The organism is Pseudoalteromonas sp. LC2018020214 (assembly GCF_016598755.1).
In the GTDB taxonomy this organism is placed as follows: domain Bacteria; phylum Pseudomonadota; class Gammaproteobacteria; order Enterobacterales; family Alteromonadaceae; genus Pseudoalteromonas; species Pseudoalteromonas distincta.
Genome location: NZ_CP066804.1, coordinates 2,344,527 through 2,360,033, shown reverse-complemented (window position 1 = coordinate 2,360,033; position 15,507 = coordinate 2,344,527). Strand labels below are relative to the sequence as shown.

Below are 15,507 nucleotides of genomic sequence, written 5' to 3'. Positions count from 1 at the left end.
CTTAAAACGTATTAGTGCTAATTGTTGCTCTAATACGTTTTCCCCTTAAGTTAAGCTAGTAACACGTGCTCGAGGGCCTTTTTCAGCCTCTGGCGGTGCAACTTGTTTTGATTTTATTTGTGCGTCAATTACGTTTTTTGCAGCAATAAGTAGCCCAAGCCCTAAAAAGGCACCCGGTGGTAAAATTGCCAGTAAAAATTGATTATCAAAATTAAATACTTCTATGCGCATGCTCTGTGCCCATGGGCCAAGTAATAGATCGGCTCCGTCAAACAGCGTACCTTGGCCGATTAGTTCGCGCATAGCTCCTAACACTAACAATACAGCCATAAAGCCTAAGCCCATCATTAAGCCGTCAAATGCTGATAAATGAACAGGATTTTTAGAGGCGTATGCTTCAGCGCGACCAATAATGGCGCAGTTAGTTACAATCAACGGGATAAAAATCCCTAATGATTGATATAAACCAAAAGTATAAGCGTTCATAAGTAATTGAACTATTGTTACAAAGCCCGCGATGATCATTACAAATACAGGTATACGAATATCTTTTGGCACCCAGTTACGCACAATTGATACGGTAACATTTGAGCCTATTAGTACGAGTAAAGTTGCTAAGCCTAAACCTAAGGCATTTGTTACAGTTGAGGTAACGGCAAGCAGTGGACATAAACCTAAAAGCTGTACAAGGGCAGGGTTATTTACCCATACACCTTCTTTGTATAATGTTTTTAACTCACTCATTTAGCTACCTCCATACATTCGGCATTAGGTGCTGCAAAAATATCATCAAAATTAGTTTGTGCGAATAATACGGCATTTTTAACAGAGCCCACAACAGCACGTGGCGTTATGGTCGCGCCTGTAAATTGATCAAACTGGCCGCCATCTTTTTTAACAGCCCAGCGAGCGTCTTCTTCGCCTTCAACCGTTAAGCTTTTAAATGTTGTGATCCAAAGTGATTTTTTAACTTCTACTTTGTCGCCTAAACCAGGAGTTTCTTCGTGTTTAGTCGTACGCACGCCAGCAATAGTGCCATCGCTTAATACCGCTGTTAATAAGTTAATATCGCCACTGTAGCCGTTTGGCGTAACATGCCTAATAACAACAGCGACTGGTTTATTGTTTTTACGAGCACGGTAAATTACTTGATTTGCGTATGGGCCTAGTTTTTCGTCAGTAATAACTACGCAATCTTGTGATAATTGATTGTCGTACGATTTTGGGTCGAGCACTTCTTGTAGTTGCGCAGTAAGTTGCAGTTGTTCTTGCTCTGCAATTTTATCGGCAGTAAGTGCATTGATCGAGGCAACTAAGCCCGTTGTTGCTAACGCAAACGCAGTTAAAATAGCACCATTTTTAGCCATTGACGAAATGATCATTTTACTGCTCCGTGGCCATAAGTACGTGGCTGTGTGTAGTAGTCTATTAGCGGCACTGCAATATTAATCAATAATACGCTAAATGCGATGGCATCAGGAAAACCACCAAAGGTACGAATTAAATAAATTAGTAAGCCAATTAGCGCGCCATAAATTAAGCGCCCTTTGTTAGTTGTTGCTGCAGATACCGGATCGGTTGCTATAAAAAAGGCCCCCATCATAGTGGCACCACTTAATAAGTGAAATAGGGTGCCCGGCTCTGTACCTGGTGATGCGATATAACCAATAGCACTACATATAGCTAAACTTGCGATAAAACTGACAGGAATATGCCAGTTAATTATTTTTGCTTTTAATAAGTATAAACCACCGGCTAAAAAGCCTAAGTTAACCCACACCCAACCAAGGCCAGCCCATTCGTTAAATAATGGCTTTTGCATGCTTTCGGTAACGGTTAAACCGTGTGCTATGTCTGTTTTAACAGTATCCAGCGGTGTTGCCATTGTTAGGCCATCAACCCCTGCACGTACTTGATCAAGGCTAAACCCAGAGGCCGTAAAATCGGTGAATATTAGCCTTAGCTGATCAGCAAAGCCTATTGGCGTATTTATTAAATCGGTGACAGGCAACCATGCGGTCATTTGTACCGGAAACGAAACTAAAAGCAGTACATAAGCTGCCATTGCTGGATTGAATAAGTTAAACCCAAGGCCGCCATAAAGCTGTTTAACTATAACAATAGAAAATAAACAGCCAATCACGATTATCCACCAAGGCGCAAGTGGAGGGATACTCAATGCCAATAACACGGCAGTAAGCCACGCACTGCCATCACTTAATGCAGGCCAAACAGGGCGCTTTCGTATTAGCATTATTGCAGCTTCAAATACGCTTACAGCAACAAGCGCTAGTACCAGTTGAATAAGTACACCTGTTCCAAAAAAGAAAACTTGAGCAATTAGCCCTGGAATACACGCAGCAATAACGCTAAGCATTAATCGCGTTAACGATTTATGGCTGTGATTATGCGGCGAACTGGCCATGGTTAGTTTCATGACTGATTATTTCCTTCTTTTTGTAACTTTTTAGCTTTTGCTCTCGCAATTGCAGCAGCCACGGCGGCTTTTTTCTTATCGTCGGCTGATTTAGGTTTATCTGCGTTAATAAGAACTGATGAGTCATCGGTATTACTTTCTGCACTCTTAGGTGCTGCGCTATCAGCTTGTAGCTCTTGGGGCTGAGTTTGTTCGGTATCTTCTAGTGCTTTAGCTGCTTTTTTAGCTTTAGCGCGGGCAATAGCCGCCGCTACCGCTGCTTTTTTGTCATCAACAGGGGTATCAGTTTGTGGTTCTTCACTTGTGGTTTGCTCGGCTTCTTCTAGTGCTTTAGCTGCTTTTTTAGCTTTAGCACGAGCTATGGCCGCCGCTACTGCTGCCTTTTTGTCATCAACAGGGGCATCACTTTGTGGCACTTCACTTGCTGTTTGCTCAGCTTCTTCAATTGCTTTAGCTGCCTTTTTGGCTTTAGCACGAGCAATGGCCGCCGCTACTGCTGCTTTTTTATCATCAACAGGGGCATCACTTTGTGGCTCTTCACTCACGGTTTGCTCAGCGCCATCTAATGCTTTAGCCGCTTTTTTAGCTTTAGCACGCGCAATGGCCGCCGCTACCGCTGCTTTTTTATCATCAACAGGGGCATCACTTTGTGGCTCTTCACTTGTTGCTTGTTCAGCGTTATCTAATGCTTGTGCTGCCTTTTTGGCTTTAGCGCGAGCAATGGCTGCAGCTACTGCTGATTTTTTATCATCAACGGGTGCAGTCTCGGCCGATTCATCTGTTTGCGATTTTTGCTCTTTATATTTACGCGCTTGCTCTTTACGTAGTGCGCGTTCTTTTGCTACTTCGCTGTTATCTGGCTCTAGTTCTTCGCCTTGTTGCTTTTTAGCTTTAGCGCGTGCAATAGCGGCAGCAACAGCTGATTTTTCATCGCCGTTATCTGATTTATTTTTAACACGGGCTAGTGCCTCAGCTACTTTTTGCTTTTCGTCAGCAGATTTAGCCGCAGGTTTACGTTTATGGCGGTTTTGGCGTTCTTCTTGCTCACGCTCTAAACGTTCTTTTCGGGCATCAAAACGCTCTTTTGCTCTGTCGGCTTTAATTTTGTCAGCTTGTTGTTCTTTAATTTCAACTTTGGCTATACGGTAGTACTGTACAAGAGGGATTTCGCTTGGGCACACGTATGCACAAGCACCACATTCAATACAATCAAATAAATTGTGCTCTTGTAGTTTGTCGTACTCTTTTGATTTAGCAAACCACTGCAATTGCTGTGGCAGTAAAGAAGCAGGGCAGGCATCGGCACAGGCGCTACAACGTATACAGGCTTTTTCAGGGCCGGGTTCCGCTAGCTCTTTATGATCAGGTGCTAAAATACAGTTAGTTGTTTTAACTATGCCAATACGTACTGTTGGTAGCGTAAAGCCCATCATTGGGCCGCCCATCACAACACTTTGCTGCGGTACAGGAGAGAAACCTTGGCAATCAAGTAAGTGCTTTATTTCAGTACCAAGTAGTGCCCATACATTTCCAGGTTTATGAATAGTGTTACCTGTTACCGTAACTATACGCTCAATCAGCGGTTTACCTTCATAAACGGCTTGTTGTACGGCAAACAAAGTACCCGTGTTATGCACTAAAATACCAATATCGGCAGGAATACCAATACTAGGAACTTCACGGTTAGTAAGTAATTTAATTAATTGCTTTTCACCGCCAGATGGATAAATAGTTGGCACCGTTTGAATAATAATTTTTGAGTTATGCTCAGCTGCTTGCTTCATTGCTGCAATAGCTTCAGGCTTGTTATCTTCTATACCCACAATGCACAGTGTTGGGTTTAAAAGTTGCTGCATTATTTCAATGCCTTGGATAACTTCTTTAGCGTGTTCGCGCATTAAAACGTCATCGGCAGTAATATAAGGCTCGCACTCAACAGCATTTACAATCAAAAATTCGATAGGTTGCTTGGTATCTGCTTTTACATAAGTAGGAAAACCAGCACCACCCATACCGCTAATACCGGCTTGGTGAATAATATTTATAAGCTCATCATGGCTAAGCTCAGCAGGATTTTTATTTTTATTTAGAGCTACCCATTCGTCTTTGCCGTCTGGTTCAATAATAACACTTAGTTCAGGCAGGGCCGATGGATGTGCTGATGGCATAGGTGCAATATCAGTAACCACACCAGAGCTTGGCGCATGCACAGGTACCGACCAGTTAGCAGCAGGCTCTGTTAGTGGTTGGCCTTTTAAGACGTGTTGGCCTTTTTCTACAAGTAACTTACCATTTGCGCCTATGTGCTGCTTAAGCGCAACAATGAGTTTGTCGGGCAAGGGTAGGCGAGTGATACTCGCACTATTAGAGAGTGATTTTTGTTGTGGTGGGTGTATGCCGCCAGGAAATGCCCACACGGTGCCTTTTTTTATTTGTTCAAGTAACTTGTCCACTCAAACCTCTAATCTATTTGTGTAACAGGAATAGCGTCTAGCTGCCATTTCCAGTTTTGTTTAGTTTCGGCTACAGGTAGCATATCAATGCAATCCACAGGGCAAGGCTCAACACATAAATCACAGCCAGTACATTCATCAATTAAAACGGTATGCATTTGACGAGTTGCGCCTAAAATAGCGTCAACTGGGCAGGCTTGAATACATTTGGTACAGCCAATACATTCATCTTCACGAATATAAGCCACTGTTTTTACAGGTTCTGCTTGCTCGCCACCGGCAAGTGGTTTTTCATCAACCCCCATTAAGCCGGCAAGCTTTTTCATGGTAGATTCGCCGCCTGGTGGGCATTTATTTATTTCATCGCCATTAGCTATGGCTTCGGCGTAAGGGCGACAACCCGGGTAGCCACATTGTCCGCATTGAGTTTGCGGCAAAATAGTATCAATTTGCTCAACAATAGGGTTACCTTCAACGCGAAAGCGAATTGCTGCAAACCCTAAAATAAGTCCAAAAATGAGTGCTAGCGAACCAATCGCTATCAAGGCATAAAACAAGGTCATATTAAAACTTCACTAATCCAGTAAAACCCATAAACGCCATCGACATTAAGCCTGCAGTGATCATTGCAATAGAGGCGCCTTTAAAAGGCGTAGGAACGTCAGCAGCTGCTAAACGCTCTCGTAGTGCTGCAAACAATACAAGCACTAAAGAAAAACCAACCGCAGCACCAAAACCATATACCGCAGATTGTAAAAACGAATGATCTTCTTTGATATTTAATAAAGCCACACCTAATACCGCACAGTTAGTGGTGATCAGCGGTAAAAATATGCCTAATAAACGATATAGGGTAGGGCTGGTTTTACGCACAACCATTTCGGTAAATTGCACTACAACGGCAATCACTAAAATAAAGCTCATGGTGCGTAAAAAGGCGATATCCAGAGGGATTAAAATATATTGATTAACTAAATAGCTAGTTACAGAAGCAAGGGTAAGCACAAACGTGGTTGCCAAAGACATACCAATCGCCGTATCAAGCTTACCTGATACGCCCATAAACGGACATAAGCCTAAAAATTGTACTAATACAAAGTTATTAACCAGAACGGTTCCAATCAATAACAAGACATATTCTGTCATGTGTGCCTCACGCTATAATAAACGTGGGTATTATCCTTTTTTCTTTATCGATTAACAACACATGAGAAGCAAATAAACGACTCAATCAGTAATGATATTAAAGCGACTTAAGATTTCAGGTGTAATTAGAATAGGATCAATATTATACGGCTTTAAAATATCTTTAAATTGATCGTGTTCTTGGTATAAATCTAATAGTGCTTTATTAAATAGGGCGATTTGTTCAGTAGATAATTGAATTTTATTAAAGCCAATAAAATAGGGGGATTCGCTTTGTAAAAAAGCCAAATTAACATGATGTAAGTTAAATTGTTTTAGCCTAGCGCGCGCTTGTAAAGTATTGGCAAAATATCCATCTATACGGTTGTTTTCTATCATTTTTACACCCGTACCATTGGCATCGGTGAGTAAAATAATATCAAATTCTCGCAATCCGTCTTTGATCATTTGTTGCTGTATTTTGATTAGTTGAAAAGATGCATTTGAAGGGCCAAAAACAGCAATTTGCATTTTTTGTAGATCATTGAGGCTTTTAATGGTTTTTTTAGCACCTTCAGGTTGAAAAAAACCATATTGCATTTTCATAAGCGGAATCGAAAAGTAAAGCCATTCGTTGCGGTCAATATTCCAGCCCATAGGAAAGTTTCCTTGAGCTTGCAGGTTTTTTAACATCAGCTTAGAGCGACGATTTGGTACGCTAATAAACTCACATTTATAATTGAGGCGTTTACACGCTAAGGTAAGTATATCAACAAAGGGGCCAGTGGCATTATTGCTTTCATCAACAAATGAAAATGGAGGATAGTTGTGAGTGCTAAAAGCTAATTCTTTTTGCGGGGCGCTTGCGTACAAACTCAAAGGCATAATAAAAAGTATAATAAAGGTAACTACTCTTTTCATGATGCCTCCAATAGACTATATGTCTTTAGGTTTTTCTATGTAATAACCCTGAACGCCATCTAAACACAACGTTTCTATAATGTGTTTCTCTTCTTGGCTCTCAACGCCTTCAGCAAATACGCTAACACCAATGCGGTGGGCTAAATCGACCATTAAGCGCATAAAGTACTGATTATTTTTATCATCTTCTAGGCCGCGAGTATAACTTGCATCCATTTTAATAAAATCAGGTTTTAAATCGCGGAAAAACTTAAATGAAGTTAAGCCAACACCAAAACGTTCAACAGTTACGCGTGCGCCAACACGGTGAACCATGTCGATAAAGCGCTTACTAGCTTTGATGTTTTGCTGTAAACCAAACTCGCTAACCTCAAATACTAGTTTAGATGCAATATGCGTATCTTTCAATAATCGGCGCTCTAGCCAAATTACAAACTGATCGTTGTGTGCACTTGAGGCTGTTACGTTTAAACCAAAAAACTTTTCAGATAAATTACGGCTTTTAACCTTTTCAAGAGAAGAGTCGATGATTAAGCGATCAATTTCTATTGCCATATCAAGCTTTTCGGCCATCGCTAAAAAAGAAGCGGTAGGCAGTACCTGATTGTCTTCTGTTTTAAATCGAACTTGTACTTCAGCGTAGGCTTTTATGCTTTTACCAAGCGGCATAATGTTTTGCATCACTAAATGCACACGCTTAGATTCAATAACTTCCTTAATAACCTTACGCCAGTTTTGATTACCAAACCCCGCACTTACGTTATTAACTAAATCGGTTTCGCGTTGTACGTGCCATGCATTAACTTGCTTTGACTGCGCCATGCTCATCGCGTTATCAACAACAGAAAGTAGTTCGCCTAACGGTTTACCTTTTTCGTAACCTACAATACCCGTATTAGCTACCGAGCTTAACTCTTGGTTTTGTTGGTACTGCGTGAAGCGCGATTGCAGGTTTTCACCAAAGCGCTCAGCTTCTTTTAAAGGAATGTGGGGGAGTACTACCGCAAAATCAGAGCTGTTTAATCTAAATACTTGGCTACCCGTGTAAGTGCCGCTTATGTGCTTAATAATATCAGCAACGCCTTTAACGTACTCGTCACCTTTTTGATAACCACGGCTTTGGTTTATAGCTTGTAGTTCGCTACAACGAACCATAGCTAAAGAGCCAAATGTACTTTGCTCAGTGTTTTCAATATTTTTTTCGTAGTACTCAACAAACATATTACGATTACCAAGCGAGGTAATTACATCTTTGTACGCTTCATGCTTGATAGTCATAGCAGCGCTTTGTATGTCTTCGTTCTTGTTTTTTAAAAAATGTGATAACCGATTAAAACTAGGTACTAAATCTTTTCCCATTTTTTTCAATCGAGTGCCATCTAATGCTGTTTCTAAATCATTATCAAGTTGGTTTTGATTGATATAAATATCGATAATGTCAGCAACTGTTGTACTTATATTTTTATTTAAATGATAAAAAATAGATTTCATTAGAATTATTGGAATAATAACTAAAATGGCAGAAATCAAAATAACAATAAAAAGGGACGTTTGTAGCTGCGACGCTAAATGCTCAATGTTAAGTACAAATTCAACTTTTATATCTGCGGCATCGTTTACAGCAAACTGTGGGCGTACAGAGTTAAAGTTAGAGAGTACAAAATCAGCAAACATTGGTAATTGAGTAGGGGGGTTAATGCTAAATACTTCAGCACCTTGGTAATCTCTTAGAGTAAAGCTTGAAAACGTATTACCATCTGCAATTGATTGTTTTAAATTTTGAGCAGAAATATCGTCTAAAGAAAGGTCATTAATATACTTAGTAACAGTTGTTTGTGCATTTTTTTGTGCATCACTTACCGCAGTATCAAAGCTTATAGATATGAAGTAGCTTCCTGCTGCAGCACACAATAACCAAGAGATAATTTGTATAAAAATAAGTTTTTTAAATCCAGCCATGTTTTCAGTCTTTTAATAATCAAAAGGGAAGGAATCAAGTCCTTGATTAATAAACTAAGTACAGCGCATTAAAGAATCAAACTAATGCTTTAGTTATATAAGGAAGAGTAGTGGAAATAGCTTGGAATGTCTATGAAATTCTTAGAATTGGCTCCCCCTCCCCGACTCGAACGGGGGACCTGCGGATTAACAGTCCGTCGCTCTAACCAACTGAGCTAAGGGGGAACTAAAATACTGATATTATTATGATGATTTGGCTCCCCCTCCCCGACTCGAACGGGGGACCTGCGGATTAACAGTCCGTCGCTCTAACCAACTGAGCTAAGGGGGAACTACATCATAAACATAAACTTGGCTCCCCCTCCCCGACTCGAACGGGGGACCTGCGGATTAACAGTCCGTCGCTCTAACCAACTGAGCTAAGGGGGAATCGTTTATGGTTGAAAAACTTGGCTCCCCCTCCCCGACTCGAACGGGGGACCTGCGGATTAACAGTCCGTCGCTCTAACCAACTGAGCTAAGGGGGAAGCGTCTTGCCTTTCAACGGGGCGAAATATTAATGACCGAGCCGCAAAGTGTCAACATATAAAAGTCATAAATTGAAAAAAGAGGTTTATTCGTTGTTTTTGTGTTCGATCTGCGTGATTTATAGCTCTATTAAAGCTATTTTTTTGAGAATTTAAGAATACTAATGCGAGTTTTATTATTATTGAGTCTTTAAATTGGTTAAATTAAACACGCCATTAAAGCCACTTGTAATCAAAAAACAACTCAAAAACATAAAATTTCATTTTTTACTTTGGGGTATTCTTCGTATTTATTTACTTTTTTATTTTAATTTTCTAAAAATATACCTGCACGAATAGTCATAAAAGTATTTTCCCCCTTAATAGTGATCCAATTTTGTTCTATAAATTGAGCATTTATTATCTTCGCTCAAAAATAGAACAATCAATAACTTAACTTTGTATTAAACGTTTTTTATTTACTAACGTATAACTATGTTAAGAAGAAAAATCGGCAAGCTTGCGTTTTCAGTGTGAGTTTATAAAAATGCCACAATTAGCAAATCAACAATTGGTTGGACCTCAGCGAAAATTGCGAGTCTCTCAAGGCCTTTATAAATGCGGCTTTGAATGAGTTATCCACGGTTTCTGTGGATAACTCTGTTTATGAAACTTTAAGAACATCATCGGCACCAATGTTTTAGGGTGCTACAACGATTTCAAGCTTTTAAATCACTATTTTTTATTCATTGTAAAACAGTAGGTTATGTTTTGGTGGCTAATAGATGTAACTCCATGAATGAATTTTTTCGTAACGATAAACCAAGTAGTTGCTTTGTGTAAAAAAGCATCAGATAACACAGGGTGTTTGTAATAAAAGTTATAAAAATGTGTTTTAATTGTTTTTTGGCGTGTTTAGGCTCTATTTTAACAAAAAGATGTAAAAACCAAGTTTTACTATTTTTTAGAATATTTACTTCCGTAATTACATCAATTGTAGTGATAAATCCGTGGCTTGAACTGCCTTGATGCTTTAAAATGATTCGTTCAGTAAAAGAGGCCTATTTATTTCATGCGCGCAATTTCAAAATCTCAGACTCGCCCAGATTTACTAAACGATCCTATCTTGCCTACATTAAAGACGATGACCATACCGATGATATTCGGCATGATCACACTAATGATGTTCAATATTGTAGACACCTTTTTTATAAGCTTACTTGGCACCGAACCACTAGCTGCCGTGAGCTTTACATTTCCGGTTACTTTTACCGTTATCAGCTTAGCAATAGGGCTGGGGATCGGTACATCAGCAGTAATAGCGAAAGCGCTCGGCAGTAATAAAATTGATGAAGCACGTTTTGATGCCAGTATTTCTTTAATGGTTGGTGTGGTTCTGGTTATTGTGTTGTCATCTGTTGGATATTTACTGATTGACCCCATATTTACTTTGCTAGGAGCGGGCGCGCAAGTATTGCCGTTAATACACGAATACATGAATGTATGGTTTATCGGTAGCGTATTTTTAATAACCCCAATGATTGGTAATTCGGTACTGCGTGCCAGCGGTGATACCAAAACGCCAAGTATAGTAATGGGCGGAGCAGGGCTGATAAACGCCGTACTTGACCCAATACTTATATTTGGCTTTGGGCCGGTACCCGCGTTAGGAATTCAAGGCGCTGCCATAGCAAGTGTTGTTGCATGGTCGGTCGCTGTGGTTATTATTTTATATATATTAGCGGTTAAAAAACGTTTGTTGAGTCTCAAAGCGGGCAAGCAAACTGTAACTGGCGCTATTCGTAAAATATTAAAAATTGGTTTACCTGCTGCAGGTGCAAACATGCTTACACCCGTTGCAATGGCTGTAATGACCGCCTTAGTAGCGCATCATGGGCCAGAAGCCGTGGCCGCATTTGGAGTGGGAAGCCGGATAGAATCTATTGCAAGTATTTTAGTGCTTGCGCTATCGATGACATTACCGCCATTTGTGAGTCAAAACTTTGGGGCTGGCAAATTATGCCGTGTTAAAGAAGCGTATACCGGCACACTAAAATTTGTGATGGTATGGCAATTTGCCATTTACGTATTACTAATTGCATTTTCAGGTGTAATAAGCCAATTATTTGGTAAAGAACAAGCCGTAATAGATGTAATTAAGCTCTTTATTTATACCATCCCACTAAGCTATGGCTTACAAGGGGTGATCATATTATCAAACTCATCGTTTAATGCTTTACACAAACCAATGAACGCATTGGTACTAAGCGTTATTCGTTTATTCATATTTTATGTACCATTTGCTTATATCGGCAACGAAATAGCCGGATTATTAGGGTTATTTATAGGCGCTGCCATAGGTAATTTATTTACAGCAATAGTGGCATATAAATGGTTTATGAAAAAACTAGAAGCGCTGAGCGGCGAATCGTTACAGGAGTGCAATAATTGAGCGACCATTTTCAGTTAAAATCACATTTCAAACCAGCAGGCGATCAGCCTACCGCCATTAAACAGCTATGCGAAGGGTTAGAAGCGGGGCTTGCACACCAAACGTTATTAGGTGCCACAGGTACCGGTAAAACCTTTACCATGGCCAATATTATTAGCGATTTAAATCGTCCAACAATAATAATGGCGCACAATAAAACATTGGCTGCGCAGCTATACGGCGAGATGAAAGAGTTTTTTCCTAAAAACGCGGTTGAATACTTTGTATCGTATTACGATTACTACCAGCCAGAAGCCTATGTTGTATCTAGCGACACATTTATTGAAAAAGATGCTTCGATAAATGAGCACATAGAGCAAATGCGTTTAAGTGCGACCAAAGCATTGCTTGAGCGTCGCGACACCATTATTGTGGCATCGGTATCGGCTATTTATGGTTTGGGTGACCCTAAATCGTACATGAAAATGATGCTGCTTTTAAAAGTGGGCGAAAAAGTAGATCAACGCGACATGCTACGCCGCCTTGCTGAAATACAATATACCCGCAATGATATAGATTTTAGCCGAGGTACATACCGCGTGCGTGGCGAAGTAGTTGACATATTCCCAGCTGAGTCAGACACTTTTGCTGTACGTGTAGAAATGTTTGATGATGAAATAGAGCGCTTAAGTATTTTTGACCCGCTTACCGGTGCAATTGAAAAGCACATAGTGCGCGCTACTATTTATCCTAAAACGCACTATGTTACCCCGCGTGAAAAAATACTTGGCGCTATCGAAAAAATAAAAGAAGAACTAAAAGAGCGACGCGCCCAGTTACTCAGTGCAAACAAGTTAGTAGAAGAGCAACGTGTAGCACAGCGAACGCAATACGATATAGAAATGATGACCGAGCTAGGTTATTGCTCGGGTATAGAAAACTACAGCCGTTATTTATCGGGGCGTACGCCAGGCGATCCGCCGCCAACATTGCTTGATTACCTACCTGATGACGCATTAATGATTATTGATGAATCGCATGTAACCGTATCGCAAATTGGTGCAATGTATAAAGGCGACAGAAGCCGTAAAGAAAACCTTGTTGAGTATGGTTTTAGAATGCCCTCAGCAATGGATAATAGGCCACTGCGCTTTGAAGAATTTGAAGCCATAGCACCACAAACTATTTATGTATCGGCAACGCCTGGCGACTTTGAGTTAGAGCGCTGCGCGGGCGAAATAGCAGAGCAAGTAATTCGCCCAACAGGGCTGCTCGACCCACTTATAGAAGTACGTCCTGTGGGCGATCAGGTTGATGATTTACTCTCAGAAATATACAAAAGTGTGGAGAAGGGCGAACGCGTACTGGTAACTACACTTACTAAACGTATGTCTGAGGATTTAACAGACTACCTAAGCGAGCATAATGTAAAAGTACGTTACTTACATTCAGACATTGATACCGTTGAGCGCGTAGAAATAATTCGTGACTTACGAGCTGGCGTGTTTGATGTGTTAGTGGGCATTAACTTACTGCGAGAAGGCCTCGATATGCCAGAGGTGGCACTTGTTGCCATACTTGATGCTGACAAAGAGGGCTTTTTACGCTCAGCTCGCTCGCTGATACAAACCATTGGCCGTGCTGCGCGTCACTTAGATGGCCGCGCTATTTTATATGGTGACAGAATTACAAAATCAATGGCAAAAGCCATGGACGAAACAGCACGCAGGCGCGAAATTCAGCATGCATATAACGTTGAGCACGGCATAGAGCCTCATGCTCTGGCTAAAAAAATACTTGATGTAATGGATGTAGGCGAAGAAGCGGCCCCTAAAGACAATCTTAAACTTATACGTAAAGAGTCTAAAAAGGTACTTAGTGCGAAAGAAATTGCCGTGCAAATTAAGCAGCTTGAAACCAAAATGCATGCATACGCAAGCGACCTAGAATTTGAAAAAGCGGGCTCTGTTCGCGATGAAATACATGAACTACAACAACAGTTGATTAATTAAAAATGACAGCAAACTTTACACCTCTTATTACAGCGCTTGAAAACGCGCCAATTTTAAAAAATGAACTGTGTCGTGTTTTTCATGGCCGAGGCCACAGCGTCGAAGCATTAAGCCATATTAATTTAGACTTTTACCCGCCAAGTTTATTTTTGGTTTCGTACGACGAAATTGACGAGCAAACACTAAGCGAGCTCACCAATGTTGTGTGGCAGTGGGCGCAAGAAAACCAGCCAGAGCTTATTACGTCACTTGTGTACCAGCAACGTGCTGGAGTGCAAAGCCAAAACACAGTGGTTTATGGACAATTACCTAACCCACATGTTGTAATCGAAAATGGCATTCGCTTTTTGGTTGATTTACAGAGCCGCCAAAATACCGGAATATTTCCCGATATGCGCAGCGGCCGTGAATTTGTAATGGCTAACAGCAAGCATGGCAAAGTGCTTAATTTGTTTTCATATACGTGTGGGTTTTCGCTTGCCGCCATGCAAGGCGGGGCAGATCATGTTATGAACATGGATATGAGCAAAGGCGTGCTAAAAGTCGGCAAGCAAAACCATCAGCTAAATGGTTTTGAGCGCGGCGTAAGTTTTTTACCCCACGATATTTTAAAATCTTTTGGAAAACTAAAAAAAGCAGCCCCGTTTGATTTAATAATAGTTGATCCGCCAAGCTTTCAAAAAGGCAGCTTTATATTAACTAAAGACTATCAAAAAGTGCTGCGCAGGTTGCCAGAGCTACTTTGCGATACCACACAATTGCTATTGTGTGCTAATAGCCCAGAGCTTAGCGAAGAGGCATTTAAAGCATTAATAAACGAGAACACCCAAGGCGCAATTGAATTTGTTGAGCGCCTAGCCCCCACCGAGCGTTTTATTGAAGTAGACAGCGACAAAAGTTTAAAAGCGCTTGTCTATAAAACGTCACAAATACCTGCTTAAATGAAGCTCAGTAAACGCCTAACTGCCATTGATAAATTAATTTCGCAGCATCACGATATTATTTGGGATTGTTGCTGCGACCATGGTTATTTAGGCATGGCGCTATTAAAACGCGCAGCTGCAAACCACGTTATTTTTGTAGATATAGTCGCCACTTTAATGAACGATTTAGAAGCGCAATTATCATCTATTAATAAATTACAAAAAACCTGTGATAAAAACCCGCAGTGGCAGGTCTTATGTCAGGATGTAGGCAAAATAGAAATTGCTCAAAGTAAAAGCCAAGTAGTTGTAATAGCTGGTGTTGGCGGTGAGCTGTTGTTAAGTTTAGTACAACAAATTATTGCTAATAACGCAGTGGAGCATTTAAATAATGTTCGGTTTATTTTATGCCCCGTGCATCACACTTATAAGTTGCGAGTAGGTTTAAAACAACTTGGTTTAGGGCTTATAAGTGAGCAAATAGTTTACGACAACAAACGTTTTTATGAAGTGATTGAAGTGAGCTTTAGTACCAATAATGGGATTAGCCATACCGGCAAAAAAATGTGGGACTTTGCTAGTACAGAGCACGTTATGTATCAACGGCAACTCATAAATCATTATAATAAAATGCTCAATAAAGATAAGCCATACTATCAAAAAGTTATAACAGACTATCAAGAACTCACCGATAGTTAAAAAAGCCCAAAAGTAGGGCGTACATGTGATCTAATTACGAC

12 protein-coding genes and 4 tRNA genes are annotated in these 15,507 nt (G+C 40.5%); 4 read left to right on the top strand and 12 right to left on the bottom strand.

Translation table 11 applies throughout. The annotated features are described in order from the left end of the window. Nucleotides 1-45: 45 nt before the first annotated feature. From JG479_RS10385 to JG479_RS10330, 12 genes are all read right to left on the bottom strand, one after another. The gene (locus tag JG479_RS10385) at nt 46-744 is read right to left on the bottom strand and encodes an electron transport complex subunit E (protein ID WP_024595474.1); all 699 of its coding nucleotides are present in this window, start codon (nt 742-744) and stop codon (nt 46-48) included. Continuing rightward, nucleotides 741-1,382 carry an electron transport complex subunit RsxG gene (gene rsxG / locus JG479_RS10380; RefSeq protein ID WP_149602385.1) on the bottom strand — a complete coding sequence of 214 codons (642 nt, stop codon included), beginning with the start codon at nt 1,380-1,382 and terminating at the stop codon, nt 741-743. Before rsxG ends, JG479_RS10385 begins: the two co-directional genes overlap by 4 nt. Then, nucleotides 1,379-2,437 (bottom strand): electron transport complex subunit RsxD, encoded by a 1,059-nt coding sequence (rsxD, locus tag JG479_RS10375; RefSeq protein ID WP_200219185.1) that lies wholly within the window; start codon nt 2,435-2,437, stop codon nt 1,379-1,381. Before rsxD ends, rsxG begins: the two co-directional genes overlap by 4 nt. Further along, the gene (rsxC, locus tag JG479_RS10370; RefSeq protein WP_200219174.1) at nt 2,434-4,890 is read right to left on the bottom strand and encodes an electron transport complex subunit RsxC; all 2,457 of its coding nucleotides are present in this window, start codon (nt 4,888-4,890) and stop codon (nt 2,434-2,436) included. The genes rsxD and rsxC overlap by 4 nt, the downstream gene beginning before the upstream one ends. 8 nt (nt 4,891-4,898) lie before the next feature. After that, entirely contained in the window at nt 4,899-5,453 is a 555-nt protein-coding gene (gene rsxB / locus JG479_RS10365) for an electron transport complex subunit RsxB (RefSeq protein WP_154903411.1), read from the bottom strand. A 1-nt stretch (nt 5,454) separates the two neighbouring features. Then, the gene (rsxA, locus tag JG479_RS10360; protein WP_008172491.1) at nt 5,455-6,036 is read right to left on the bottom strand and encodes an electron transport complex subunit RsxA; all 582 of its coding nucleotides are present in this window, start codon (nt 6,034-6,036) and stop codon (nt 5,455-5,457) included. 81 nt (nt 6,037-6,117) lie between these two features. Then, nucleotides 6,118-6,936: a substrate-binding periplasmic protein gene (locus JG479_RS10355; RefSeq protein WP_200219171.1), complete on the bottom strand. Its 819-nt coding sequence runs from the start codon at nt 6,934-6,936 to the stop codon at nt 6,118-6,120. 15 nt (nt 6,937-6,951) lie between these two features. Further along, nucleotides 6,952-8,895 (bottom strand): EAL domain-containing protein, encoded by a 1,944-nt coding sequence (locus tag JG479_RS10350; RefSeq protein ID WP_200219169.1) that lies wholly within the window; start codon nt 8,893-8,895, stop codon nt 6,952-6,954. 148 nt (nt 8,896-9,043) lie between these two features. After that, nucleotides 9,044-9,120, bottom strand: a tRNA-Asn gene (locus JG479_RS10345). Between the two features lie 29 nt (nt 9,121-9,149). Continuing rightward, nucleotides 9,150-9,226, bottom strand: a tRNA-Asn gene (locus JG479_RS10340). A gap of 21 nt (nt 9,227-9,247) precedes the next feature. After that, nucleotides 9,248-9,324, bottom strand: a tRNA-Asn gene (locus tag JG479_RS10335). Nucleotides 9,325-9,345: 21 nt separating this feature from the next. Then, a tRNA-Asn gene (locus tag JG479_RS10330) sits at nt 9,346-9,422 on the bottom strand. Nucleotides 9,423-10,473: 1,051 nt separating this feature from the next. On the opposite strand from JG479_RS10330, the gene JG479_RS10325 reads away from it, so the two are divergent. The 4 genes from JG479_RS10325 to JG479_RS10310 are packed head-to-tail and all read left to right on the top strand — an operon-like array spanning nt 10,474 to nt 15,466. Continuing rightward, nucleotides 10,474-11,853 carry an MATE family efflux transporter gene (locus JG479_RS10325; protein ID WP_138489356.1) on the top strand — a complete coding sequence of 460 codons (1,380 nt, stop codon included), beginning with the start codon at nt 10,474-10,476 and terminating at the stop codon, nt 11,851-11,853. Further along, complete coding sequence (uvrB, locus tag JG479_RS10320) at nt 11,850-13,844, top strand: excinuclease ABC subunit UvrB (protein ID WP_039487290.1); 1,995 nt, start codon at nt 11,850-11,852, stop codon at nt 13,842-13,844. Before JG479_RS10325 ends, uvrB begins: the two co-directional genes overlap by 4 nt. Nucleotides 13,845-13,846: 2 nt before the next feature. Then, nucleotides 13,847-14,785, top strand: coding sequence for a class I SAM-dependent methyltransferase (locus JG479_RS10315; protein WP_200219166.1), 939 nt, complete (start codon nt 13,847-13,849; stop codon nt 14,783-14,785). Then, nucleotides 14,786-15,466 carry a tRNA (adenine(22)-N(1))-methyltransferase gene (locus JG479_RS10310; RefSeq protein ID WP_200219158.1) on the top strand — a complete coding sequence of 227 codons (681 nt, stop codon included), beginning with the start codon at nt 14,786-14,788 and terminating at the stop codon, nt 15,464-15,466. It begins immediately after the preceding gene. The last annotated feature ends 41 nt before the right edge of the window (nt 15,467-15,507 follow it).